The organism is Paracoccus sp. KR1-242 (genome assembly GCF_049446195.1).
GTDB lineage: Bacteria > Pseudomonadota > Alphaproteobacteria > Rhodobacterales > Rhodobacteraceae > Paracoccus > Paracoccus broussonetiae.
Genome location: NZ_JBMSED010000016.1, coordinates 45,216 through 69,229 on the forward strand (window position 1 = coordinate 45,216; position 24,014 = coordinate 69,229).

22 protein-coding genes are annotated in these 24,014 nt (G+C 63.6%); 7 read left to right on the plus strand and 15 right to left on the minus strand.

Features of this window, described 5'->3' with window-relative positions; translation table 11 throughout:
- Positions 1–246 precede the first annotated feature (246 nt).
- The 3 genes from otsB to ACO2Q4_RS21180 are packed head-to-tail and all read left to right on the plus strand — an operon-like array spanning position 247 to position 4,180.
- Positions 247–993, plus strand: a complete 747-nt coding sequence (gene otsB / locus ACO2Q4_RS21170; RefSeq protein WP_395135475.1) for a trehalose-phosphatase — start codon at positions 247–249, stop codon at positions 991–993.
- Positions 990–2,792, plus strand: coding sequence for a glycoside hydrolase family 15 protein (locus tag ACO2Q4_RS21175; RefSeq protein ID WP_423321748.1), 1,803 nt, complete (start codon positions 990–992; stop codon positions 2,790–2,792). The genes otsB and ACO2Q4_RS21175 overlap by 4 nt, the downstream gene beginning before the upstream one ends.
- Positions 2,789–4,180, plus strand: coding sequence for an alpha,alpha-trehalose-phosphate synthase (UDP-forming) (locus ACO2Q4_RS21180; RefSeq protein ID WP_423321750.1), 1,392 nt, complete (start codon positions 2,789–2,791; stop codon positions 4,178–4,180). Before ACO2Q4_RS21175 ends, ACO2Q4_RS21180 begins: the two co-directional genes overlap by 4 nt.
- On the opposite strand, the gene ACO2Q4_RS21185 is transcribed toward ACO2Q4_RS21180, so the two are convergent.
- The 5 genes from ACO2Q4_RS21185 to cyoA are packed head-to-tail and all read right to left on the minus strand — an operon-like array spanning position 4,152 to position 9,152.
- Positions 4,152–4,838: an SURF1 family protein gene (locus ACO2Q4_RS21185; protein WP_423321752.1), complete on the minus strand. Its 687-nt coding sequence runs from the start codon at positions 4,836–4,838 to the stop codon at positions 4,152–4,154. The genes ACO2Q4_RS21180 and ACO2Q4_RS21185 overlap by 29 nt on opposite strands.
- A gap of 59 nt (positions 4,839–4,897) precedes the next feature.
- Positions 4,898–5,293, minus strand: a complete 396-nt coding sequence (cyoD, locus tag ACO2Q4_RS21190) for a cytochrome o ubiquinol oxidase subunit IV (RefSeq protein WP_311761044.1) — start codon at positions 5,291–5,293, stop codon at positions 4,898–4,900.
- A complete protein-coding gene (gene cyoC, locus ACO2Q4_RS21195; protein ID WP_395135470.1) occupies positions 5,293–5,913 on the minus strand; it encodes a cytochrome o ubiquinol oxidase subunit III in 621 nt (206 codons plus the stop codon). The genes cyoD and cyoC overlap by 1 nt, the downstream gene beginning before the upstream one ends.
- A gap of 4 nt (positions 5,914–5,917) precedes the next feature.
- Entirely contained in the window at positions 5,918–7,927 is a 2,010-nt protein-coding gene (gene cyoB / locus ACO2Q4_RS21200) for a cytochrome o ubiquinol oxidase subunit I (protein WP_311761042.1), read from the minus strand.
- A 13-nt stretch (positions 7,928–7,940) separates the two neighbouring features.
- On the minus strand, positions 7,941–9,152 hold the full coding sequence (gene cyoA / locus ACO2Q4_RS21205) for a ubiquinol oxidase subunit II (protein WP_423321755.1): 1,212 nt from the start codon (positions 9,150–9,152) through the stop codon (positions 7,941–7,943).
- A gap of 214 nt (positions 9,153–9,366) precedes the next feature.
- On the opposite strand from cyoA, the gene ACO2Q4_RS21210 reads away from it, so the two are divergent.
- From ACO2Q4_RS21210 to ACO2Q4_RS21225, 4 genes are all read left to right on the plus strand, one after another.
- Positions 9,367–10,680 (plus strand): MFS transporter, encoded by a 1,314-nt coding sequence (locus ACO2Q4_RS21210; protein WP_311761040.1) that lies wholly within the window; start codon positions 9,367–9,369, stop codon positions 10,678–10,680.
- A gap of 119 nt (positions 10,681–10,799) precedes the next feature.
- Entirely contained in the window at positions 10,800–11,048 is a 249-nt protein-coding gene (locus ACO2Q4_RS21215) for a type II toxin-antitoxin system Phd/YefM family antitoxin (RefSeq protein ID WP_311761039.1), read from the plus strand.
- A gap of 3 nt (positions 11,049–11,051) precedes the next feature.
- Entirely contained in the window at positions 11,052–11,468 is a 417-nt protein-coding gene (locus tag ACO2Q4_RS21220) for a type II toxin-antitoxin system VapC family toxin (RefSeq protein WP_311761038.1), read from the plus strand.
- A gap of 167 nt (positions 11,469–11,635) precedes the next feature.
- Entirely contained in the window at positions 11,636–13,024 is a 1,389-nt protein-coding gene (locus tag ACO2Q4_RS21225; RefSeq protein WP_423321760.1) for an L-cystine transporter, read from the plus strand.
- Positions 13,025–13,075: 51 nt separating this feature from the next.
- Here the strand turns inward: ACO2Q4_RS21225 and ACO2Q4_RS21230 are convergent, their stop codons facing one another.
- From ACO2Q4_RS21230 to ACO2Q4_RS21275, 10 genes are all read right to left on the minus strand, one after another.
- Positions 13,076–14,359, minus strand: a complete 1,284-nt coding sequence (locus ACO2Q4_RS21230; RefSeq protein WP_311761036.1) for a lytic murein transglycosylase — start codon at positions 14,357–14,359, stop codon at positions 13,076–13,078.
- 104 nt (positions 14,360–14,463) lie between these two features.
- Positions 14,464–15,189, minus strand: coding sequence for a FadR/GntR family transcriptional regulator (locus tag ACO2Q4_RS21235; protein ID WP_395135462.1), 726 nt, complete (start codon positions 15,187–15,189; stop codon positions 14,464–14,466).
- Position 15,190: 1 nt separating this feature from the next.
- Complete coding sequence (yjfF, locus tag ACO2Q4_RS21240; protein WP_423321763.1) at positions 15,191–16,174, minus strand: galactofuranose ABC transporter, permease protein YjfF; 984 nt, start codon at positions 16,172–16,174, stop codon at positions 15,191–15,193.
- Positions 16,171–17,172, minus strand: a complete 1,002-nt coding sequence (locus tag ACO2Q4_RS21245; RefSeq protein WP_423321765.1) for an ABC transporter permease — start codon at positions 17,170–17,172, stop codon at positions 16,171–16,173. The genes yjfF and ACO2Q4_RS21245 overlap by 4 nt, the downstream gene beginning before the upstream one ends.
- On the minus strand, positions 17,169–18,680 hold the full coding sequence (locus ACO2Q4_RS21250; RefSeq protein WP_423321767.1) for a sugar ABC transporter ATP-binding protein: 1,512 nt from the start codon (positions 18,678–18,680) through the stop codon (positions 17,169–17,171). The genes ACO2Q4_RS21245 and ACO2Q4_RS21250 overlap by 4 nt, the downstream gene beginning before the upstream one ends.
- Positions 18,681–18,737: 57 nt before the next feature.
- Complete coding sequence (ytfQ, locus tag ACO2Q4_RS21255) at positions 18,738–19,697, minus strand: galactofuranose ABC transporter, galactofuranose-binding protein YtfQ (protein WP_311761031.1); 960 nt, start codon at positions 19,695–19,697, stop codon at positions 18,738–18,740.
- Positions 19,698–19,897: 200 nt separating this feature from the next.
- Positions 19,898–20,992: an N-acetylglucosamine-6-phosphate deacetylase gene (locus ACO2Q4_RS21260; RefSeq protein ID WP_423321769.1), complete on the minus strand. Its 1,095-nt coding sequence runs from the start codon at positions 20,990–20,992 to the stop codon at positions 19,898–19,900.
- Positions 20,993–21,020: 28 nt separating this feature from the next.
- Entirely contained in the window at positions 21,021–21,953 is a 933-nt protein-coding gene (locus tag ACO2Q4_RS21265; protein ID WP_423321771.1) for an ROK family protein, read from the minus strand.
- Complete coding sequence (locus ACO2Q4_RS21270; RefSeq protein ID WP_423321773.1) at positions 21,941–22,996, minus strand: phosphosugar isomerase; 1,056 nt, start codon at positions 22,994–22,996, stop codon at positions 21,941–21,943. The genes ACO2Q4_RS21265 and ACO2Q4_RS21270 overlap by 13 nt, the downstream gene beginning before the upstream one ends.
- A gap of 2 nt (positions 22,997–22,998) precedes the next feature.
- Positions 22,999–23,928, minus strand: coding sequence for a DeoR/GlpR family DNA-binding transcription regulator (locus tag ACO2Q4_RS21275; protein WP_423321775.1), 930 nt, complete (start codon positions 23,926–23,928; stop codon positions 22,999–23,001).
- Positions 23,929–24,014 lie beyond the last annotated feature (86 nt).

Genomic DNA, 24,014 nt, shown 5'->3' on the forward strand with positions numbered 1-24,014 from the left:
GCGATCGCTTCGACCGATACGCCCCGCTGCTTGCTGTCAAATTGCCCCTTCGCCGCGCAGATGCAGGCATTCATCGGGCAATAGCGGGCCGCGCGCCGCCGCATCCCCGGATCGGCGGGAACCGCCACTGCGCCTGCCGTCTTTACTTCGCAGTGGGTGCCGCCTCGTCTGTCGCGAACCCCGAACCTCGCACCCCTTCGGGCGCGTCGTCATCATGCAAGAGCATCATCTGAAAGGACGGATGGCTTGAAGGATATCACTGCCGAATTCTGTGCGCTCGATCTTGAGCGTTTTGCGTTTTTCTTTGATTTCGACGGCACTTTGGCCGAAATCGCGCCGCGCCCGCAGGATGTGGTCCTTTCACCGGGCCTTCGCCGCGATCTTGGCCAACTATATCTTCGCACCCGCGGTGCGGTCGCCATCATCACCGGGCGCCAAAGCAGCGAACTGGTGTCCCTGGTCGGGCCGGATCTGCCGGTCGCCGGGTTGCATGGCATGGACTTCCCCGATGCCGCGCCGACCCCGGACCGCATCGTCGCCGCCCGCGTGGCGGCCATCCGGTCGCTTCTGCCCGATCTGGCACGGCTGATTGCGGACCACCCCGGCGCGCTGCTGGAGGACAAGCGGCAAGGCTTCGCCCTGCACTGGCGCGGCGCGTCCGAAGCCGAGGCCGCATTGACCCATGCCGCGCAGGAGGCCCTTGCCCGGCTGGGCGACGGCTGGTCCCTGCAACCCGGCAAAAGCGTGATCGAGATCCGCCCGGCCGGGGATGACAAGGGCACCGCGCTCAGCCGTTTCTTGACCCTGCCCGCCTTTCGCGGGCGCCGCCCGATTGCCTTTGGCGACGACCTGAATGACCTTCCCATGCTTGCCGCCGCGCAAGCCGCCGGTGGCATTGCCGTCGCGATGGGAGAGGTTCCTCTTGCCGCCGATCTGCGTCTTGCGGGGCCCGAAGCGCTGGCGGCATGGCTGAACGAAAGGTTGGCGGCATGACGGATCTGAGCGTGAAACCCTCGCTAGAGCTGGGGATCATCGGGAATGCCGCCACTGCCGCACTTGTCGACCGCTTCGGCGACATCGTCTGGATGTGCCTTCCGCGATTTGACGGCGACCCGGCCTTTTGCAGTCTGCTGGAACCCAAGGTCGGACCACAGGACGGGGTCTGGTCCGTCCGCTGTGACGACTTGACCGAGACACGGCAAAGCTATCGCCGCAATACCGCCATTCTAGAGACGGTGCAGATCGACGCGCAGGGCAACAGCCTGCGCATCATTGATTTCCTGGCCCGCTTTCGCGACCGCGGGCGGATGTTCAGGGGCCGCACGCTGGTCCGGATCATCGAACCACTGCAGGGAATGCCGCGCATCACCATGCGCCTTCGTCCACGCCACGGTTATGGCGCCCATTCCGCCACGGTGCGGCGCGGGTCGAACCACTTGCGTTATGAACTGGGTGAAGAGCGGCTGCGGCTGACCACCTCGGCCCCGGTTGAGTTCGTGCTGAACGAGACGCCGTTCCTGCTGGACCGGCCGCGGGTCTTCCTGCTGGGCCCGGATGAACCGCTCAGCGAAGCGCCCGAGGTTCTGGCCGCAAGCTTTCTGGACCGGACGCAAAGCTACTGGGCCGACTGGGTGCGCGCGCTGTCGATCCCGCCCGATTACCAGGATGCCGTGATCCGGGCCGCAATCACCCTGAAACTGTGCGAATACGAGGAAACGGGCGGGATCGTCGCGGCGCTGACGACCTCGATCCCTGAATACCAGGGCACGGGACGAAACTGGGACTACCGCTATTGCTGGCTTCGCGACAGCTTCTTCACCGTGAAGGCGCTGAACAGTCTGGGCGTAACCAAGACGATGGAGGACTATCTCGAATATGTCCTGAACCTCGCCACCGGGTCGCCGGACGGTTATATGCAGCCCCTTTTTGGTCTTGGCCATGAACGCGTCATTGTCGAGGAAAGCTGCGACGCGCTTGCGGGCTATGCCGGGAACGCCCCGGTCCGGCGCGGCAATGCGGCCTATGTGCAGGTCCAGAATGACGGCTATGGCTCGGTCATCCTGGCAGTCAGCCAATGCTTTTTTGACGAACGCCTGCCACGGCTTGGCGGGATCGATCTGTTCCACCGGCTGGAGGTGCTTGGCGAGCAGGCCGTTGCCCGCTGGAACACGCCGGATGCCGGGCTGTGGGAATTCCGGACCCGCGAAAGCATCCACACCCATTCGGCCATGATGTGTTGGGGCGCCTGCGACCGGCTCGCCCGGATCGCGGCCCATCTGGGGCTTGAGGACCGCGCGAGCCGCTGGGGAGCCGAGGCCGCCAAAATCCGCGAGGCCATCGAAGCCTATGGTTGGAGCGAGACCCGCCAAAGCTATGTCATGGCCTTTGGCAGCGACGATCTGGACGCAAGCCTGCTGCTGATGACCGAGATCGGCTATACGACCGGCGCCAATCCCCGTTATCGCGCCACAGTGCTGGCCATCGAGGCCGAGTTGCGGCAGGGACATCACTTGTTTCGCTACAAGACCCCTGACGATTTCGGCGCGCCCGAAACCGCCTTTACCGCCTGCACCTTCTGGCTCATCGACGCGCTGAGCAGGCTGGGCCGGACCGACGAGGCGCGCGAGATCTTTGCCGCCGTGCTGGCACAGCGCAACAGTCTGGGGTTGCTCTCCGAGGGGGTCCATGTCGCCAGCCGCACGCTTTGGGGCAACTTCCCGCAGACCTATTCAATGGTCGGTCTCATCAACGCCGCCAGCAAGCTGTCGCGCCGGTGGGAGGACGTCGTATGAGCCGTCTTGTCGTGGTCTCGAACCGGCTGCCCGCGCTTGGCAAGGGTGTCGCCGCCGGCGGGCTGGCCGTGGCGCTGGAAGCGGCGCTGAAGGATGAGGACGGCCTGTGGCTGGGCTGGTCGGGCAAGACGAACGATGCGGCCGCACCGCCCCGTCTGCAAGTCGAAGGCAGGGTCACCTATGCGGCGCTGGATCTGACGCAGGAGGATATTGCTGGCTATTATGAAGGGATCTCGAACAGCGTTCTCTGGCCGCTTTGCCATTATCGCGCGGATTTGCTGGAATATTCCCGCGGCGACATGGACCGCTATCTTGCGGTCAACGACAAGTTCGCAGATGCGCTGCTGCCGATGCTGCGGCCGGACGATCTGATCTGGGTGCATGACTATCACCTGATCCCGCTGGCCTCGGCCCTGCGCGACAGGGGGGTGCAGAACCGCATCGGCTATTTCCACCACATTCCCTGGCCCGCGCAGGACATGTTCCGGGCCCTGCCCCGCGCGCGCTGCTTCCTGTCCGCGATGCTCAGCTATGACGTCGTCGGGCTTCAGACCCGCGCGGATGTGCGAAACCTGCGCGACGCGGTCGAAGCGATGCGCGGCACGCTGGAGGCGACGACCCCTCCGCGCGGCACGCGGATCGGGGACTATCCCATTTCAATCGATACCGAAGGATTCGCCAGCCGGGCGCGCCGCGCCCGCAACCTGCCGCGTATTCGCGACCTCTATCAGCAATTCGGGCAGCGGGATCTGGTGATCGGGGTGGACCGGCTGGATTATTCGAAGGGCCTTCCCGAACGGCTGCGCGCGATCGAGCAGCTTCTGGACAATCACGGTGGCCTGCACAACCGCGTCAGTTTCCTGCAGATCACCCCGGCCTCGCGCAGTGGGATCGAAGGCTATGACCGCATCCAGCAGGAGGTGGCCGAGCGTGCGGGTCGCCTGAATGCCAGCTATGGAACGCTGGACTGGGTGCCTGTGCGCTATATCAACCGCGCCTTCAGCCACAGCCTTCTGGCCGGGCTTTATCGGCTGGCGCGCGTCGGGCTGGTCACACCGTTGCGGGACGGGATGAACCTTGTGGCCAAGGAATATGTCGCGGCGCAAGACCCCGAGGATCCCGGCGTTCTGGTCTTGTCGCAATTCGCCGGGGCCGCAGAAGAGATGGGCGCGGCCCTGATCGTCAATCCCTATGACGTCGAAGAGGTTGCAAATGCCATCGCCCGCGCCCTGACCATGCCGATCGAGGAGCGGCGCGACAGGCATTCGGTCCTGATGCGGCGGCTGGAAAGCTATCCGGTGTCTACCTGGGCAAGATCTTTCCTGCACGACCTGACACCGCCCGAAACGCGGGAACGGCTTAGTCTCCGAGCCGCCGATCCGCCCTGAGGACGTAGAACGCGCCAAGCGCCAAACCTGCGGCCATGGCGAACCATGTCAGCGCATAGCTGAGATGGCTGTTGCGAAAGCTGACCACCGTCAGTCCACCGACCGGCAGGGCCTGCGGGTCCTGCCCTGGGTCGGCGTCGATGAAATAGGGGGCATGCGTGGCAAGGCCCGCATCTGCCGACAGGGCCTCGACATCGCGGGAATACCAGCGGCCCGCCGCGGGATCATTCGAGCGAAGGAAGGCCCCGTCAGGCTGCGTGATCCGCAAAAGTCCGGATACGGCCTGGTCGCCGCTGGGCTGGATTCGGTCGGCGGCCTCGCGGCGATCCTGCGGAACGAAGCCGCGATTGATCCAGACTGCCCAGCCCTGATCCGTTTGCAGGGGCGTCATGACCCAGAAGCCGGGTCCCTGCTGCGTAACTGCCTGAACCAGCCGGTCACGGCTGAAATCGAATTGGCCCGTCACCTCGACCCGACGATATTCGTCTGGGCCGCTTGCGATCCCCGGCCAATCAGCCTCGGCCGGAGCCGGAACCGCCGGGGCGGCCAGCCTCGCCTCGACACGGGCGATCAGGTCGGTTTTCCAGGCGAGGCGCTGGACCTGCCAGATGCCCAGTCCGCAAAACAGAATGACGCCCACCGTCGAGGCGAGCGCCATCAGGGTCCAGGCCAGTCGCGACCTGGACCGACGCGGCCCTTGGGGGGCCGCGCGCGATATCATGGCATGACCTGCAATTCGTGGTTCATCTGCGGCATCATGTTCGTGTTCAGGTGGAACATGACCCACAGCGAACCTGCCAGCATGATGACGACGATCATCACGGTGAAGATGGTGGACAGAAGCGTCCAGCCTTCTTCAGACGAGCTGTTCATGTGCAGGAAGTAGATCATGTGGACCAGCACCTGCGCCGCCGCGCACAGCACGACCACCGCGATGGTCAGAGCGCGGCTGTCGAAGCCCCCGCCCATGACGATGCCGAAGGGGATCACAGTCAGGATCACCGCCAGCACGAAGCCGGTCATGTAGCTTTTGAAGCTGCCATGATCGTGGTGGTCGTCATGGCCGTGATGCGCGCCATGGTCCGCGCCATGATGGTTATGCGAATGTGCCATCAGATCACCCCCATGAGATAGACGACGGTGAAGACCCCGATCCAGATCAGGTCCAGGAAGTGCCAGAACAGGCTGAGGCACATCAGGCGCCTTTGGTTGGCCGCGGTCAGGCCGAACTTGGTGACCTGAACCATCAGCGTGACCAGCCAGATCGAACCGAAGGTCACGTGCAGCCCGTGGGTGCCGACCAGCGTGAAGAAGGCCGACAGGAAGGCCGAGCGCTGCGGCCCCGCCCCCTCGTGGATCATGTGGCTGAACTCGTAAAGTTCGATCGACAGGAAGCACAGGCCGAAGACCAGCGTGATCGCCAACCATTTCAGCGTTCCCGCCTTGTCGCCGCGGGCCATGCGAAGCATCGCGAAGCCGTAGGTGATCGACGAGAAGAGCAGCATGGCGGTGTTGACCGCCACCAGCTCGAGGTCGAACAGGTCCTTCGGACCCGGCCCGGCCGCAAGGTTGCCGTGAAGCACCCCATAGGTCGCGAAGAGGACTGCGAACATCAGGCAGTCGCTCATCAGGTAGACCCAGAAGCCGATATTGGTCGAGGCACCTTCCGGGTGATGGTGGGGCTCGGTCTCCCAATAGTCGGCCGGGCCCTGGATTTGGGTAACGGTGCTCATCGCATCATGCTCCCTGTGCCAATTGGGCGTCGCGGGCATTCTCGACCGCGCGAACCTCTTCGGCGGGGACGTAGTAATCCCGGTCGTAGTTGAACGTGTGATAGATCGCGTAGCCGACCACGCCCACGAAGGACAGGATGGCAAGCCACCAGATGTACCAGATCATCGCGATGCCGAAGACCGTGCAAAGCGCAGCCAGGACCACGCCCGAGCCGGTGTAATGCGGCATGTGGATCGGGATGTAGCTGGCCTGCGGACGCGCAGCCCCCGCCTCTTTCATCTCGGCCCAGGCATCAAGCCCGTGAATGACCGGGGTAAAGGCGAAGTTGTAGGCCGGCGGCGGCGACGAGGTCGCCCATTCCAGCGTCCGCCCGTTCCACGGGTCGCCCGTCACGTCGCGGTATTCGGGTTCGTTGCGCTTCCAGATGGAAATGCCGAACTGGACGAACATCGCACCGATACCGCAAGCGATCAGGAAGGCACCGATGCCGGCGATGATGAACCAGATCTGCAGGCTCGGGTCGTCGAAGACGCGCATCCGGCGGGTCACACCCATCAGGCCCAGGATATAAAGCGGCATGAAGGCCACCCAGAAACCCACGACCCAGCACCAGAAGCTGACCTTGCCCCAGAAGACGTTCAGCTTGAAGCCGAAGGCCTTGGGCCACCAATAGTTGATCGCCGCGAAGACCCCGAACACCACGCCGCCGATGATCACGTTATGGAAGTGCGCGATCAGGAACAGCGAGTTGTGCAGCACGAAGTCGGCCGGGGGAACCGCCAGCAGAACGCCAGTCATGCCACCGATGGTAAAGGTCAGCATGAACGCGACGGTCCACATCATCGGCAGTTCGAAGCGGACGCGGCCGTGATACATGGTGAACAGCCAGTTGAACAGCTTCGCGCCCGTCGGGATCGAGATGATCATCGTGGTGATCCCGAAGAACGAGTTCACCGAGGCACCCGAACCCATCGTGAAGAAGTGGTGCAGCCACACGAGATAGCTGAGGACCGTGATGCAGACGGTCGCATAGACCATCGAGGTATAGCCGAACAGGCGCTTGCCCGAGAAGGTCGAGGTGACCTCCGAGAATACGCCAAAGAGCGGCAGGATAAGGATATAGACCTCCGGGTGACCCCAGATCCAGATGAGGTTGATATACATCATCGGGCTGCCACCAAGGTCATTGGTGAAGAAGTTGGTACCGACATAGCGGTCCAGCGTCAGCAGGATCAGCGTCATCGTCAGGACCGGGAACGAGGCCACGATCAGGATGTTCGTGCAGAACGAAGTCCAGGTGAAGACAGGCATCTTCATCATGGTCATGCCCGGCGCGCGCATCTTCAGGATCGTCACCATCAGGTTGATCCCCGACAATGTTGTCCCGACACCAGCGACCTGAAGGCCCCAGATGTAATAGTCGACGCCGACCCACGGGCTATAGGCGATACCCGACAGCGGCGGGAAAGCCAGCCAGCCGGTTTGCGCGAATTCGCCGACGAAAAGCGACATCATCACGATGACCGCGCCGCCCACCGTCATCCAGAACGAGAAGTTGTTCAGGAAGGGGAAGGACACGTCTCGGGCACCGATCTGCAGCGGCACGACATAGTTCATCAGACCGGTGACGAAAGGCATCGCCACGAAGAAGATCATGATGACGCCATGCGCCGTGAAGATCTGGTCATAGTGGTGCGCGTTCAGATAGCCCTCGGCCCCGTTGAAGGCCATGGCTTGCTGAAGGCGCATCATGACCGCGTCGGCGAAACCGCGCACGAACATGATGAGGCCAAGGATCATGTACATGATCCCGATCTTCTTGTGGTCGACCGAGGTGAACCACTCTTTCCAGAGATAACCCCAGAGCTTGAACTTGGTCAGCGCGGCAAGCAGCGCCACGCCGCCAAGCGCGACGACCACGAAGGTCGCCAGCACGATCGGCTCCTTCGGGATGGCGTCCCAGTTCAGACGCCCCAGAAGGAAGGTGGTTTCGACATTTGTTGGAATGGCCATCTGGGACTCCGGCTCAGAGTTGGGGCTCGACGGCGTTGGTCCGCCGTGCGTCCTGGATGAGCCGCGGCATGTCGATGCCAAGGCCTAGGCGATTTTCGGGGCGGGGCAGCGCGATGCCGCGCATCGGCGACTGGTCCACACGCGTGACCGGCTGCGACTGGCGCAGGTCGTCAAACATGCGGGCCGAGTCGGCGGGCGTGCAGAAGCTGGTGACCATGAAGGGCTCTTGCCCCAGGACCGGGCGGGCAAGCCCGCGGCGGACGTTCTTGTCATGGGTCAGCTGGGCGACGTTGATCGTGCCGGCAAGGCCGGTTCCGCCCTGCGCGTCCAGCGCCATCATCTCGGCCATGCAGATCTTGTTCTGCTCGACACACATGTTGACGACGCGGTCGAACAGCTCGGGATCGACATCGGCGAAGGACATCGGCTTCACGTTCTCGGACGGCGCTTCCAGTTCCAGGTAGCGCTGACGATCCAGCATTCCACCACCGGCACGGGCTTCGTCCACCCATTCGTCGAAGGCGGCCGGTTCAAGCGCGTGCGTCTTGAACCGCATCCCCGAGAAGCCGTGGCCCGAATAATGCGAGGCAAGGCCTTGATATTCGCCGGTATTGTTGAAGACGCCGTGCAGCGTCGTCTCCATGCCCGGCATGGCATAGATCATGCCCGCCATGGCCGGAATGTAGAAGGCGTTCATCACCGAAGAAGAGGTCAGGCTGAACTCGACCTCGCGGTCGACCGGCACGGCCAGTTCATTGATCGTGGCAATGCCTTGTTCGGGATAGATGAACAGCCATTTCCAGTCCAGCGCCACGACCTCAACCCGGAAGGGGTCCTTGTCGGGAACCGGCTGGCTGGCGCTTAGCCGGTCCAGCGGACGATAGGGGTCCAGCAGGTGCGTGCCGACCCAGGTCAGCGCACCAAGGCAGATGATGATCAGCAGCGGTGCTGCCCAGATGACCAGCTCGAACTTGGTCGAGTGGTCCCAGTCGGGCTTATAGGTCGCGTTGCGGTTCGAAGCGCGATAGCGCCACGAGAACAGCACGATCAGCACCATCACCGGAATGATGATGATAAGCATCAGGCCGGTCGAGGCCAGAAGCAGATCCTTTTGGCGTTCCGCGATATCGCCGGAGGGTTTCAGAACCTCCAACTTGCAGGCGGACAGTGCCAGGAAAACGGGAGCAAGCGCGACAAAGCGCGCCAAGCGGGGGAGTATACGCATGAAAGCCGTAACCTCACCTGAAGAGGGGGCATTGGGAAGGTGTAGATGGGGCCAACCCCCTAAGGGATCGTGACTGCGTCAGACATAGGACAATTTGCCACACCCTGCGCATCTTGAACATCATCGTTGACCAGACGAAGAACGCAGCCACTAAATGCCCTTAAGTCCCCTCGCCCCCTACGCTGTCGGGAGCCCCTGATTAGGTGAGCTAGACATGTGCGCAGCCACTCCCAATACCTCTACCCTGCCCCGTGAAGCGACGCCCGGTCATCACGTCTCCCCCTCGGATATCGCGGTGGGCGTCATCATCGGTCGCTCGTCCGAGTTCTTCGATTTCTTCGTCTTCGCGATCGCCTCGGTCATCGTCTTTCCGCAAAGGTATTTTTCCTTTGTCGATCCGTTGTCTGCGACTCTATGGTCCTTTGCCGTCTTCGCGCTGGCATTCCTTGCACGCCCGCTGGGAACGGCCTTCTTCACGGTGATCGACCGCAACTATGGCAAAAGCGTCAAGCTGACGCTGGCGCTGCTGATCCTCGGCACCTCGACGGTCGGCATGGGTCTGATCCCGTCCTATGATCAGGTCGGCGGCATCTCGATCGCCGTGCTCTGCCTTCTGCGAATCGGTCAGGGCTTTGCCCTCGGCGGGGCGTGGGACGGCCTGCCTTCGCTTCTGAACATGAACGCCCCCGAAGGTCGCCGCGGCCTTTACGTCATGGTGCCCCAGCTTGGCGCACCGGTCGGACTGATCGTGGCAAGCCTGCTGTTCGCCTATCTCCTGTCGAACATGTCGCAGGCCGATTTCCTGAACTGGGGCTGGCGCTATCCCTTCTTCGTGGCCTTCGCGATCAACGTCGTGGCCCTTTTCGCACGCCTGCGCATCGTCGTGACCCCGGAATATACCGAGGCGTTCCAGAACCACGAGCTGGAGCCGACCAGCTTCCGTGCAGCCTTCAAGACCGAAGGCGAGACGATCCTGGCCGGCGCCTTCGTGCCCCTGGCAAGCTTTGCGCTGTTCCACATGGTCACGGTGTTCCCGCTGTCCTGGATCTATCTTTATACCAATGAGACTTTGACCAGCTTCCTGCTGATCGAGTCGCTGGCCGCGGCCTTCGGCTTCGTCGCGATCATCCTGTCTGGGGTGCTGGCGGATCGGATTGGTCACCGCAAACTGCTGTTCCGGGGCGCCGTCGCCATCGCGATCTTCAGCCTGATCGCACCCCTTCTGCTGGCTGGCAATCAGCTTGGCGAAGCGATCTACATGATCGTCGGTTTCATCCTGCTGGGCCTTAGCTTCGGGCAAAGCTCGGGTGCGGTCGCCTCGCTGTTCCAGCCGCAGCGCCGCTATACCGGCTCGGCCATCGTGTCGGACTTCGCCTGGCTCTTCGGTGCGGGCTTCGCGCCGCTGGCGGCATTGGCTCTGGCAGCCTGGCTTGGCCTTCCGGCTGCGGGTCTTTACCTGCTTTCCGGTGCAGTCTGCACCATGGTAGCCCTGTGGTTCGCGCGCCAGCTTCGCCTGCGCGTATCCTGACCTGCCCTTAAAATCTGCAGTGAAGACGCCCGGCGCCACCTTGCGCCGGGCGTTTTTCTTGACAAGGCATCATCCCGCACCTATCTAGCCAGATAGCTAGCCAGCATATCGAGGACGCCATGTGGACCCTTCAGGACGCCAAGAACCGGTTCTCGGCCGTGGTCGAGGCAGCGCTTGCCGGACAGCCGCAGCAGGTCACGCGTCGTGGAAAACCCGCCGTCGTCGTGCTTTCGGCTGCGGAATATGCCCGGATGCAGGCAGCCGCGACTGAACGGCGCGGTTCGTTCATCACGCATCTGACGAACTTCCCTGCCGAGCCTGACGCCGCCCCGCGGGCGCAGGTCGCGCCAAGGGACGTGTCCTTCTGAGCGATGCTGATCCTTGACACAAACGTCCTTTCGGCGCTGCGCCGGCCTGAGCGCAGCCCCCAGATCCAGTCCTGGCTTTCACGGCAGGACGAGGCCACAGTTTACCTGTCGGTCATCACCGTGGGCGAGATCGAGCGCGGCATCGCCCGGCAAGAGACGACCAACCCGGCCTTTGCCCGCGACCTTCGCGACTGGCTGACACGCACCGTCACGATGTTCTCGGACAGGTTGCTGCCCTTTGGCGCGGCCGAGGCCCAGATCTGGGGCCGGCTTTCCGCGCGCATCGGGCATAACGGGGCCGATCTTCTGATCGCGGCAACCGCAATTGCCCATGACGCGACCGTCGTCACCGGCAACATCGCCGATTTCCAGCCCTCGGGTTGCCGACTTCTGGACCCGTTCGGCGAATACCCGGCCTGATATTCCCGGAAAACTCCAGATTCCGTCCCCCGACATTCGATCGGACCGGAACTTTGTTGCCACGTCGGGCGCTTGTCCAAATCGCCCGTGCTTATTTTTTGCTGCCCCTTATCCCGGCGCAAAGCTAAGACTAAACATATCATCCCGTACACTACCGGAGATGCGTCATGGCGTCGGTACTTCTCAATCTCGTCATCTTTGTCGCGCTGCTGGTCGGGATCTACCGGCTGCAGGGGCGCGGCCTTTCCCTGTCCGTGCGCGTGCTGATCGCGCTGGCCATCGGCACGGTCTTCGGCGTCGCGCTGCAACTGGCCGAAGGCAACGGCTCGACCAGCATCACCCAGACGATCAACTGGATCAACATCGTCGGCAACGGCTATGTCCAACTGCTTCAGATGATCGTCATGCCGCTGGTCTTCGTGGCCATCCTGAATGCCGTGTCGAAGCTGCACGACGCGTCATCGCTGGGCAAGATCTCGGTGCTGACGCTGGGCACGCTTTTGCTGACCACCGCAATCGCGGCCCTGGTCGGCGTGATCATGTCGCTAAGCTTCGGCCTCAGCGCGCAGGGCCTGGCGCAGGGCGTGGCGGAATCCGCCCGGCTGACGGCGCTGCAGACCAATTACGCGCCCAAGGTCGCAGACCTGACGGTGCCGCAACTGATCCTGTCCTTCATCCCGAAAAACCCCTTCGCGGACCTGACCGGCGCCAATCCGACCTCGATCATCTCGGTGGTGATCTTCGCAGCCTTCCTGGGCACCGCGGCCATCCGGCTGGTCAGCCGCGACCCGGAAAAGGGCCACCGCCTGATCGCGCTGATCGACCTGATGCAAAGCTGGATCACCCAACTTGTCCGCCTGATCATGGCCCTGACCCCCTATGGCGTCATGGCGCTGATGACCAAGATGGCGGCCACGTCGAACGCGGGCGACATCCTGAACCTCGGCAAGTTCGTCATCGCCTCGTATCTGGGTCTTGCAATCATGTTCGGCGTCCACGCGCTGCTGCTGACCCTGACCGGGGTGAATCCGATGACCTTCTTCCGCAAGGTCATGCCCGCGCTGAGCTTCGCCTTCTCCAGCCGCTCCAGTGCCGCGACGATCCCGCTGAGCGTCGAGATCCAGACCCGCCGTCTGGGCGTGCCGCAGACCATCGCTTCGTTCGCCGCGTCGTTCGGGGCCACGATCGGACAGAACGGCTGCGCCGGGCTTTATCCCGCAATGCTGGCAGTCATGGTCGCGCCGACCGTCGGGGTGAACCCGCTTGATCCGGCATGGATCGCGACCCTTGTCGCCATCGTCACGCTCAGTTCGGCCGGTGTTGCCGGTGTGGGCGGCGGGGCGACCATGGCGGCACTGATCGTCCTTCCGGCGATGGGACTGCCCGTCACGCTGGTGGCACTGCTGATCTCGGTCGAGCCGCTGATCGACATGGGCCGCACCGCGCTGAACGTGAATGGCGCGATGACCGCGGGAACGATCACGTCGCAGGTTCTGGGCCAGACCGATCGCAGCATCCTGGACAGCGAGGATGCGGGCGAGCTTCGCAACGCCTGACCGGATCGAGAAAAAGGCCGCCCCTGCCAAGGCGGGGGCGGCCTGTCATCATCAGCCGCGCCGCAACTGATCCAGCAGCGCCGCGCTGGGTTCTCCCGTCACTGGAAGCCCGCGCGCGGATTGATAGGACCGGATCGCCGAGATCGTGTTCGATCCGACATTGCCATCCACCCCCTGCGTATCGAAGCCGCGCGCCGTCAACAGGCGCTGCATCTCCTTGCGCTGTTCAAGGCGCAGGCCGGGCGCGTCCGCGGGCCAAGGATTGGACAGGCCCGGATAACCCTTGAGCCGGTCCGCCAGCAGCGCCACCGCCAGCGCGTAACTGTCGGCATTGTTGTAGCGCAAGATCGCATGGAAGTTCCGCGTGATCAGGAAGGCCGCACCCGACGGACCGCCGGGGATCAGAAGCTCGGTCGAGGTTCCGGCGGGCGGCAGCGGGCGCGATGTCGCCTGCCGGACACCCAGCGCCTGCCAGTCGGCAACGCTGCGCCGCTTGCCCTTGCCCGCAAGGCCGGTGTTGAATCCCGGCGGCAAGGTCACTTCGACGGCCGCAGGCAGACCGTGCTGCCAACCGGATTTCGCCAGGTAGTTCGCCGTCGAGGCCAGCGAATCCGTCGGGTCGTTCGACCAGATGTCGCGGCGGCCGTCGCCGGTGAAATCGACGGCATAGGCAAGATAAGTGGTCGGGATGAACTGGGTATGCCCCATCGCCCCCGCCCAGCTGCCCGACATGTGCCCAGGGTCGATATCGCCCGATTGCAGGATGCGCAGCGCCGCCATCAGCTGGCTGCGGAAGAAATCGCCGCGATATCCTTCATAGCTCAGCGTTGACAGCGCCTCGATCAGGGGCATGTCGCCACGCCGCTCGCCATAGGTGGATTCCATGCCCCAGACGGCGGTCACGACCTCCTTGTCGACACCATAGGTCGCCTCGACCCGGCTCAGCGGACCGGAGAAGCGGGATAGCGCCGCGCGACCATTCGTCTGGCGCTTTTCCGACACGGCGTTTTCCAGATACTCCCACAGGGATTTCTTGAACTCGGCCTGACTTTGGCTGCGGCGGATGACTTCGGGGTTATAGGTCACGTCGCGGAATGCCAGGCTCAGCGTTGCGTCGCTGATCCCCTGCGAACGCGCCCGCGCCTTGAAGCCCTCGACCCAGCTTTGCATCCCCGCCACCTTGGCGGCGGGCGGATTCTGATAGCGGCCCCACTTGATTTCCTGGGTTTGCTGGCTGACGCCGCCGCCCCTTGGCCCATAGCCACCGCCCCCGCACGAGGCGAGGACCAGCGCAAGGATCGTAAAGCTTGCCGTATGCCTGAATGAAATACGCATCACTGCCTCCTGCTCACTTTTTTGGGAAGCCTAGCGTGGCTGCCGTCTGGCAGGAAGTCCAAATGCTCCCGCTGGCGGGACTGGAACAGGCGCGCGGGCGGCGATCAGATCGCCTCGCTGGCTCTTTCGGCGCCTTCCAGCACAACTTCGCGCATCGCAGCGTCGGCAGCATCGGGATCGCGCGCGGCGATCGCACTTGCAATACGCAGATGCTGCGAGGCGCAGCGAGAGATCCCCTCTGGGCTGAGCGCAGGAGACGATATCTGGAACGAGACCGCCAGCGCCGCCTCGATCAGGGTGGTGACCGAACGCATGAAGGGATTGCGGGACATCTCTGCCACCGCAAGGTGAAAATTCAGATCCTCCTGCGCGACGGATTCACGGCTGTGGTTTGGATTGTCGATGCGCGCGACGATGCTGAACAGCTCGACGATTTCCTCGCTGGTGGCGTAAAGGGCGGCCAGCCGGGCCGCAGCCGGTTCGAACGCAAGCCGCATGTCGCGCAGGTGCACGACAAATTCCCGGTCCATGCCCGCCTGCATCTTCCACGAGATCACGTCGGAATCGACGAAATTCCAGTCGTCGCGTGGATTGACGCGGGTGCCGACGCGGGATTTGGCGCAGATCAGGCCCTTTGCGGACAGTGTCTTCATCGCCTCGCGCAGCACGCTGCGCGAAACGCCGAACCGCTCCAGCAACTGGGGGTCGCCCGGAAGGGTCTCTCCTTCAGCGAATTCGCCGGAAATGATCGCGCGCCCCAGCCCGTCCACCACGCGGGCATGACTGCTGCGCGGCTGGTTTCCGAACATGCGGCGACGCAGAACCCCCATATCAGCCTCCGGCAGCTGCGCGAATGGCCGTCCGTCGTTCCGAGACCATCAGTATAAGCCGTTGCAGCAGGATGAAGGCAAAAAGCAGCAGCCCCACCACGATCTTGGTCCACCACGACGAAAGCGTTCCGTCAAAGACGATATAGGTCTGGATCAAACCCTGGATCAGTACCCCGAACAAAGTGCCCAGCACCAGCCCGGCGCCCCCCGTCAGCAGGGTGCCGCCCACGACCACCGCCGCGATCGCGTCCAGTTCGACCCCGACCGTCGCCAAGGAATAGCCGGCCGAGGTGTAAAGCGTATAGGCAAGCCCCGCCAAGCCGGCCATGAAGCCCGAGAATGCGTAAAGCTGGATCATCGTCTTGCGCAGCGGCACGCCCATCAGTTCGGCCGACTGCTCGGACCCGCCAATCGCATAGACGTTAGCGCCGAACCGGGTGCGATGCGCCAGGATGACGCCGACGACAAAGGCCAGCAGCATCAGGATTGCCAGGCAGGTCAGCTTGCCCTTGTCCGGCAAACGGATCGCGATCCCCTTCAGCAGGCGCAGGAAATCATGGTTGATCGGCACTGAATCGGTCGAGATCAGGAAGGCCGCCCCCCGTGCCAGGAACATCCCCGCCAGCGTCACGACAAAGGCGGGCATCTTCAGCGCGTGGATCGTCAGCCCCATCAGTGCCCCGAACCCGGTCGAGATCACCAGTGCCAGTCCGAAGGCGATTGCTGGATGGACCCCGGCCCGGATCAGGACCGCGACGAATACCGAGGTGAAGGCGATGACCGCGCCGACAGACAGGTCGATCCCCCCCGACAGGATCACGAAGGTCATGCCGACCGCCGCGATGCCCAGGAAGGCATTGTCCGTCAGCAGGTTTCCGGCGACCCGAAAGGACAGCATGTTCGGGAATTGCAGGACGCAAAGCCCATAGGCGACCAGAAAGATCAGCACTGTCGCGACGAAGGGAAGGTTGCGGGCTCGGATCATTTCTGGGCACCTCGACGGCGGCGCAGCATGTCGCGCAATACTGCCAGTTCATCCGCGACCGCTGGGGATTGAAGCGTCAGAATGGCGACGATGACCACGGCCTTGACGATCAGGTTGAATTCTGGCGGCCAGCCCGAGATCAGAATCCCGGTGTTCAATGCCTGGATGATCAGCGCCCCGATCAGCGAAGCGGTGATCGAAAACCGCCCCCCTGCCAGCGAGGTACCGCCGATCACCACCGCAAGTATCGCGTCAAGTTCCAGCCACAGTCCCGCATTGTTCGCATCGGCGCCGTGAATATCGGCGGTCACGATCATCCCCGCCATGGCCGCACACAGACCCGAGATCGCATAGGTCGCCAGGATCAGGAACCGCGCGCGCACCCCGACCAACATCGAGCCGCGCCGGTTGATCCCCACCGCCTCGATCAACAAGCCAAGTGCGCTGCGGCGGACCAGCAATCCGACCACCAGCCCCATCGCCAGCCAGATCAGGATCGGCATCGGAATCCCAAGGACCGCGCCAGAGCCGATAAAGGAAAAGGCCGGGTCGTTGAACGTCAGGATCACCCCCCCGGTGACGAGCTGCGCGATGCCTCGCCCCGCGACCATCAGGATCAGCGTTGCGATGATTGGCTGGATGTCCAGAAACGCCACCAGCACGCCGTTCCAGATGCCGCAGGCAAGTCCAAGCAGCAGCGATACCGCCAGCACCACGGGAACCGGGTGACCATCCGCGACCAGCGTCGCCGCAACTGCCCCCGTGATCGCCATGACCGCCCCAACCGACAGGTCGATGCCCTTGGTCGCAATGACAAGCGTCATTCCGATGGCCAGCAGCGCCACCGGTGCGACGCGCACACCCACGTCGATCAGGCTGCCGTAAAGCCGCCCGTTCTGCACCGTGACAGAAAAGAAACCGGGAGAGATCAATCCGATCAGCACCAGCACCACGGCCAACGCCAACAACTGCGGGCGAAGTTGCTTCAGTTTGCTCATGCGGCGTCTCCGGGCACGGCCATGGCCTCGACAATGGCTTCGGCGGTGATTTCCGCACCCGTAAGTTCGCGGACATGATGACGGTCCGACAGCACGATCACGCGGGTCGAGAAGGCGACCAGTTCCTCGATCTCGGACGAGATCACGACCAAAGACATCCCGCCTTCGCGCAGCTTGCCGATCAGATTGATGATCTCGGCATGGGCGCCGATGTCGATGCCTCGGGTCGGTTCGTCCAGGATCAGCAGCCGCGGATCGATTGCCAGCCAGCGGGCCAGGATCGCCTTTTGCTGATTGCCGCCGGACAGGAACTTGATCGGACGATTCGGATCGGGCGGACGGATGTCCAGCGCCTTGATATACCGATCCGCCAGCGCATCGGCCTCGCGCCGGGGGACCGGACGCGACCAGCCCCGCCGCGCCTGAAGCGCCAAGACGATATTCTGACGGACGGAAAGATCGCCGATGATGCCATCGGTCTTGCGCTCCTCGGGGCACATGCCGAAGCCGTTCGAGATCGCGTCCTCAGGTGAATGCAGGATCACTGGCGAACCATCGACGCTGGCGCGACCGCTGTCTGGGCGGTCGATGCCGAACAGCAGGCGTGCGGTCTCGGTCCGGCCAGAACCAAGAAGCCCGGCAATCCCCACGACCTCTCCCGGCCGAATATCCAGATTGAACGGCGCGATCGAACCGCGTTTGCCGTAATCCTCGAACCGGAAAGCAGCGGGGGTATCGGGCACGACCGCGCCGGGATCGCGATGCCCCGTCGCCTCGGCCAGTTCCCGGCCCAGCATTAACGAGACGAGTTCGCGGCGCGGAAGCTCGGAGATCGCCCGGCTGCCAATCATGCGGCCATTGCGCAGCACTGTGACGCGATCGGCGATCTGGTAAACCTGATCGAGAAAATGGGTGATGATGACAATACCCATACCCTGTGCGCGCAATTGGCGCAGCACGCCGAACAGCGCCTGAACCTCGCGCGCATCAAGGCTGGCGGTGGGTTCGTCCAGGAACAGCACCTTGCCGGACAGGTCGACTGCGCGGGCAATTGCAATGATCTGGCGGACGGCCACCGGGTAATGGGCAAGGGTTTCATCGGGGTCGGCGTTGATGCCGTAATGCGCCAGAAGCCCGGTCGCATCCGCGCGCATCCTGCGCCGGTCGACCAGACCCATGCGTCGTGGCTGGCGGCCCAGATACAGGTTCTCGGCAACGGTCAGGTTGTCGAGAAGGTTCACCTCCTGATAGACCGTGCCGATGCCCAGATCCTGCGCCTCGGCAACCGAGCGCGGTTCGACCTCGGCCCCGGCCAGCTGCATTCGGCCCGCATCGCGGCGATAAGCCCCGGTCAGGATCTTGACCAGCGTGGACTTGCCCGCCCCGTTTTCGCCCAGCAGGGCATGGATCTCGCCCGCCCGCAGGGTGAAGTCGACATTGTCCAGAACCTTGACACCAAAGAACGACTTGTCGATTCCCTGCGCCGAAAGCAGCGCATCATCTGTCATGCGTTATTTCCCAAAAGGGAGAGGGGCGGAGCTTATGGCACCCCGCCCCTCAGCCACTCAGTAGCCGAGGTCCTTCTTGGACTCGTAGACGCCCTTGGGGTCATCGGCCTGGGTGAACAGTTTCGACTCGGTCTGGATCCATTTTGCCGGCTGGGTGCCGTCGGCCAGGAACTTGTCGAGCGCGTCGAAGGCGGGGCCGGCCATGTTCGGCGTCAGTTCGACGGTGGCGTTGGCCTCGCCCTCGGACATGGCCAGGAAGATGTCCGGCACGGCATCGATCGAGACGACCTTGATATCGGTGCCGGGCTTCAGGCCGGCTTCCTTGATCGCCTGGATCGCGCCGACCGCCATGTCGTCGTTATGGGCATAGACGGCGCAGATATCCTTGCCGCCATTTTCGGCCTTGATGAAGCTTTCCATCACTTCCTTGCCCTTGGTCCGGGTGAAGTCACCGGTCTGGCTGCGGGCGATGGTGATGTTGGCATGGCCGGCGATGGCGTCTTCGAAGCCTTTCTTGCGGTTGATCGCCGGGGACGACCCGGTGGTGCCCTGAAGCTCGACCACCTTGCAGGCCTTGTCGCCGACGTCCTTCACCAGCCATTCGCCCGCGACCTTGCCTTCATAGACCTGGTCCGAGGTAACGGCGGTCAGATACAGATCCTCGGGCGCGTCGATCTGGCGGTCCAGCAGGATGACGGGAATTTCGGCATCCTTGGCTTCGGCCAGAACGTCGTCCCAGCCGGTCGCGACGACCGGAGCGATCAGGATGGCGTCCACACCCTGCGCGATAAAGCCGCGGACGGCCTTTATCTGGTTTTCCTGCTTCTGCTGAGCATCGGCAAATTTCAGGTCGATCCCGCGTTCCTTGGCCTGTTGCTGCGTCACCGTCGTTTCGGCAGCCCGCCACCCGGATTCGGACCCGATCTGGGAAAACCCGACGGTCAGGTCGGCGGCAAAGGCCGCGCCGGACAGCATCAGGCACGCGACCGAACTGGCCGCAAGAAGCTTGCGATTCATTATTTTTCCTCCCCTGAGAAGGCTCCTCAACCTTCTGCTGTTAGGGATAAAGTATGATTATTGGGCCTGTCAACAATTCCGCATCTGTCGATAAGTATAGAAATTTCCGCGATGCCGGCGTCATAAATCAGATCATTTCCGGTTTTCAGGCATTTGTGGCGCAATGTTGCGGAGCAAGCAGTCGAAAGCCCAAACCGCCACTAGTCCGGAAGGCGCAGCATGTTCAGGCTGTCATCCAATGCCAACAGGTCGCGGATCCGAACACCGGAAGCGAGGGCCAGGCGCGGCAGCCCCATCGCTTGCCGGGGCAGATCAGTCGCCATCGCGATCGCCCGTTCAAGCGACAGGTCGGTCATCGCGATCAGACGCCGCATCGATTCCAGCATGTCTATATGCGCCCCCGCCAACGAGCCTTGGCTGTTCACCAGCGCTCCGTTCTGGACATGGATGTCCATGCCGTAAAGCGTGAATCGATCCGGCCCTCCGACCGTCGGCATGGCGTCCGAGACAAGAAAACACCGATCCGTTCGCGGGCGGGCCTGCATCGCCACGCGCAGCATCTCGGCCGAGACATGGACGCCGTCGGCGATCAGCCCACACCAGCCCTCGGACAGGATGGCCGCTGCGATGATGCCGGGCTCACGCGAGGTCATCTGTGGCATCGCGTTGAAAAGATGGGTGAACATGGTAACCCCGGCCGCCATCCCCGCCCGTGCCTGATCCGCCGTGGCCGTGGTATGGCCGGCCGACAGCACAACGCCCAACGCGGCCGCTTCGCGCAGCAAGGCCGGTTCAGCCAGTTCGGGCGCGAGTGTCAGCAGCACGGGAATCCCGGCCGCGCGCAGCCGCCGCAGGACCACCATCGTTCGCGCGTCGAGGGGCCGGATGAAGCGAGGGTCATGCGTGCCGCGGCGTGCCACCGCGATATGCGGGCCCTCGATATGGATGCCCGCGATTCCGGGTTGCCCGAAGGCCGCGATGACCGCGTCGGCGGCAGCCTCCATCACCTCGGGAGCATCGGTGATGACCGTCGGCAGGATCTGCGCGGTCCCAAGCCGGTGATGAGCGGCGGCAATCACCTGAATCCCATGCGGAGTCGGGTCGGCATTGAACAGCACCCCGCCGCCGCCATTGACCTGAAGATCGGTGCAACCCGGCATCAACAGCGCCACGCGCTGGTCGGGGCGGTCGCTTCCAAGCGGGCGCAGGGCCGAGACACGGCCAGCCACGACCTCGACCGCCAGGTCGGGAACCAGTGCACCGTCGATCCAGCAACGGTCGGCGGCAATCAGCATGAGCCGACGCCTGGGTGAAAGGTCGAGGTCATTGCGATTCTCCGGTCATTCCGGCACGGGCCATCAGGGCGGCCCCTCGGGCACCGGAACTGTCACCATGCCGGGCGACCCTGATCTCGGGCAGGCGCACCTGCCCCAGCCGCAATCTCCCCAGTGCTGCGGTCAGCATCTCGGGCAGGCCGGCAATATTGGACAGCCCGCCGCCCAACACGATCACCTGCGGATCCAGAATCAGTTGGGCGGTGTAGAGCATCTCGCCCGTCAGATCTGCCCAGATCCCCATGACCCGCGCCGCATTGGCATCCTGTGCTGCGTGGCCCGCGATCACCGCTGGATCGCACTCGGCGATCCCGGCCCATTCCGCGATCCGCCGCAGCCCGGTGCCCGAAACATAGTTTTCATGGCAGGCCACACGTCCGCAACCACAGGGCCATGTTGGCAGGCCGTGACGCTGGATTGCACGATCGGGCATACCGACATGGCCAATCTCGACCGCAAGCCCGGCATTGCGACGCGGAATATGACCGTCGATCACCCAACCAGCCCCGACGCCGGTCCCAAGGATCAGGCCCAGCACAGAATCCGCACCCTCGCCCGCGCCGCCATGTGCCTCGGAATAGGCGAAGGCCATGCAGTCGTTCACCATCGGAAGCGACCGCCCCAGCGCGTCGCGCAGCGCCTTGCCAAGGTTCTGGCCCGAAACCGGAATGTTGGACGCAGTGGCGATCCCGCTTTGCGGGTCGATCAGCCCCGCCATTGAGATAGCAACAGGAAGATGCTGATCTTGCGCCGAACTCTCAAGCCAGCGGATCTGCTGGACCAGCGCGGCGATGAAGCTTTCGAAATCCTCGCGCGGAGTGGCTGCGCGTTTCAGCGCGATGGTCTGCATGTTTCCGTCGAATAGTCGTGCCTCGATCTTGGTGCCGCCCAGATCGATCGCGCCGCAGATCATGCCTGCCATTCGTAAAGCCTTACTCCCGATACCACCCGTGTCAGGTTGCGCCCCGCGAACGGATCGTCAACAGGCAATCCCAGTGCTTCGGACCAGCGATGCGCCAATATCTGCGCAGGCAGGACGTATAGCACCGGATCGGCGGGCGTTTCCGTCAGGCTCAGCGATATGTCGCAACCCGGGCCAATGGTCGTCACCGAAATGCCTGGAAACTGGCGCCGGATTTCGGACGCAAGGTCATGGTCATAGCGCGCGACCCGCGGATCGGGATGGATCATCACGAAGACGGCGGTGCGGTCATCGACGGCAGCCTTGGGACCGTGACGGAATCCAAGCGTGCTGTCCCATTGCGTGATCGTCCTCCCGGCCGTCAACTCCAGCACCTTCAGCGCAGATTCCCGCGCAATTCCGGTCAACGCGCCCGAGCCAAGGAAGATGGCCCGGTCCGGAAGCGGCGCGGGGTGTTGCCACAGGTCCGGCAGAACCGCCTGCGCCGCGTCAGCAAGGCGGGGCAGGACATCCTTGGCATCGAACTGCGCATCAAGGCAGGCAAGTGCGCTGAGATACAGCGTGGTAAAGGACGACGTCATGGCAAAGCCGCGATCATGGGTCGCCCCCGGCAGGATCAGACTCCGCGTCTGTCCCGGCCCCGGCCCTTGCCGCCGCGCCAGTGCGCTGTCCGCATTGCAGGTGATCTGCAACCGGTCGATGTCCGGGCGATGCGCGTCCAGCAGGTCGATCAAGCCGATGCTCTCGGAACTGTCACCGCTGCGTCCGAACTGGATCGACAGGATTCCGCCGGGCACGTCGAATGCAAGCTTCGGAACCGAAACCAGATCGGTGGTCGGCAGGGCACGCAGATTTCCGCCCAGTTGTCGCGCCAGCACCTCGCCGATATAGGCCGAGGTGCCCGCACCGGACAGCCAGACCTCGCGCGGGTCGCGCGACGCGATCCAGTCGCGTATCTGCCCGGCCTGACTGGCAAGGGGCGCCGCCCATTCGCGCCAGATCGCGGGTTGCGCGTCGATTTCCCGCGCCGTGAAGCTGTTCATGATCATTCCCTGCTGTTCTGGGCCGAATCCCCGGCGACGATCAGGCGGACGCCCGCACCTTCCAGCGCCGCGCAAATCGGCTCGGCGGGCATCCGGTCGGTGACAAGGATCGCCACCCGCGCCAATCCGCAGATCCGGTGCAGGCGCGAGCCGCGAAACTTGGTGTGGTCGGCAAGAACGATGACACGCGTCGCCGCCTCGACCATGGCGCGGGTGACATGGGCCTCATCCTCGGAATAGGTCGAAAGGCCGCCCTCGGGGTCGATGCTGTCCGCGCCCATAACGAATGTGTCGAAATTCATGCCATTCAAACTGCCCTCGGCCAGCCGCCCGGTCAGCGACCCGGTCGAGGGCCGGATGACTCCCCCGGTCAGCATGACGCGGTGACGGCCATTGCGCAGCGCATGCTGGGCGACCACCAGCCCCGAGGTCATGATCGTCATCGCGGGATGGGCATCACTTTGGCCCAGAAGTTCGGCCACGATCTCGACGGTCGAACCATTGTCGATCAGGATCGCATGATCGTCCCGCAGCAGTTCCATCGCGGTTGTCGCGATGCGGCGCTTCGCATCCGGGTTGGCCAGACGGCGGTCGTCGGCCAGGGGATGGACGGCGGTCCCGGCACTTTGCGCAGCAAGGGCAAGGGCCAGCTCGATGCGGAACTCGGCCAGACCCGCGAAGCCAAGGCTGCGGCAGAACCGGATCAAGGTCGGCTCGGACGTTCCCAGCCTGCCGCAGATCTCGCGCGAGGTCATGCGGATGAAGTCGGACGGATCCTCGGCCACGAAGGCCGCGATGGCGCGCAGCTTGGCAGGCATCGAGTCGCGCGCGGCCAGCACCGCCGCCCAAAGGGCAGCGCCGTGAAGCGGCTTGTCGTCCTGTGTCTGCTGCATCCCTGCCCGCACGCCCCCGTGATAAACTGTGGTGTCCACAATGTTTTCGACCGCGATAGTTTTGTCAAACTAAAATCCTCGCCAAAAAATTTTAGGTCTGCACAAAAATCAGTTTACAGAAACTT

Excerpts from the sequence above, each read along its gene's own strand:
- ACO2Q4_RS21175 (WP_423321748.1), top strand. The coding sequence starts at position 990 with ATGACGGATCTGAGCGTGAAACCCTCGCTAGAGCTGGGGATCATCGGG.
- ACO2Q4_RS21180 (WP_423321750.1), top strand. The coding sequence starts at position 2,789 with ATGAGCCGTCTTGTCGTGGTCTCGAACCGGCTGCCCGCGCTTGGCAAG.
- ACO2Q4_RS21185 (WP_423321752.1), bottom strand. The coding sequence starts at position 4,838 with ATGGCGCTCGCCTCGACGGTGGGCGTCATTCTGTTTTGCGGACTGGGC.
- cyoD (WP_311761044.1), bottom strand. The coding sequence starts at position 5,293 with ATGGCACATTCGCATAACCATCATGGCGCGGACCATGGCGCGCATCAC.
- cyoC (WP_395135470.1), bottom strand. The coding sequence starts at position 5,913 with ATGAGCACCGTTACCCAAATCCAGGGCCCGGCCGACTATTGGGAGACC.
- cyoB (WP_311761042.1), bottom strand. The coding sequence starts at position 7,927 with ATGGCCATTCCAACAAATGTCGAAACCACCTTCCTTCTGGGGCGTCTG.
- cyoA (WP_423321755.1), bottom strand. The coding sequence starts at position 9,152 with ATGCGTATACTCCCCCGCTTGGCGCGCTTTGTCGCGCTTGCTCCCGTT.
- ACO2Q4_RS21210 (WP_311761040.1), top strand. The coding sequence starts at position 9,367 with ATGTGCGCAGCCACTCCCAATACCTCTACCCTGCCCCGTGAAGCGACG.
- ACO2Q4_RS21215 (WP_311761039.1), top strand. The coding sequence starts at position 10,800 with ATGTGGACCCTTCAGGACGCCAAGAACCGGTTCTCGGCCGTGGTCGAG.
- ACO2Q4_RS21220 (WP_311761038.1), top strand. The coding sequence starts at position 11,052 with ATGCTGATCCTTGACACAAACGTCCTTTCGGCGCTGCGCCGGCCTGAG.
- ACO2Q4_RS21225 (WP_423321760.1), top strand. The coding sequence starts at position 11,636 with ATGGCGTCGGTACTTCTCAATCTCGTCATCTTTGTCGCGCTGCTGGTC.
- ACO2Q4_RS21230 (WP_311761036.1), bottom strand. The coding sequence starts at position 14,359 with ATGCGTATTTCATTCAGGCATACGGCAAGCTTTACGATCCTTGCGCTG.
- ACO2Q4_RS21235 (WP_395135462.1), bottom strand. The coding sequence starts at position 15,189 with ATGGGGGTTCTGCGTCGCCGCATGTTCGGAAACCAGCCGCGCAGCAGT.
- yjfF (WP_423321763.1), bottom strand. The coding sequence starts at position 16,174 with ATGATCCGAGCCCGCAACCTTCCCTTCGTCGCGACAGTGCTGATCTTT.
- ACO2Q4_RS21245 (WP_423321765.1), bottom strand. The coding sequence starts at position 17,172 with ATGAGCAAACTGAAGCAACTTCGCCCGCAGTTGTTGGCGTTGGCCGTG.
- ACO2Q4_RS21250 (WP_423321767.1), bottom strand. The coding sequence starts at position 18,680 with ATGACAGATGATGCGCTGCTTTCGGCGCAGGGAATCGACAAGTCGTTC.
- ytfQ (WP_311761031.1), bottom strand. The coding sequence starts at position 19,697 with ATGAATCGCAAGCTTCTTGCGGCCAGTTCGGTCGCGTGCCTGATGCTG.
- ACO2Q4_RS21260 (WP_423321769.1), bottom strand. The coding sequence starts at position 20,992 with ATGCTGATTGCCGCCGACCGTTGCTGGATCGACGGTGCACTGGTTCCC.
- ACO2Q4_RS21265 (WP_423321771.1), bottom strand. The coding sequence starts at position 21,953 with ATGGCAGGCATGATCTGCGGCGCGATCGATCTGGGCGGCACCAAGATC.
- ACO2Q4_RS21270 (WP_423321773.1), bottom strand. The coding sequence starts at position 22,996 with ATGAACAGCTTCACGGCGCGGGAAATCGACGCGCAACCCGCGATCTGG.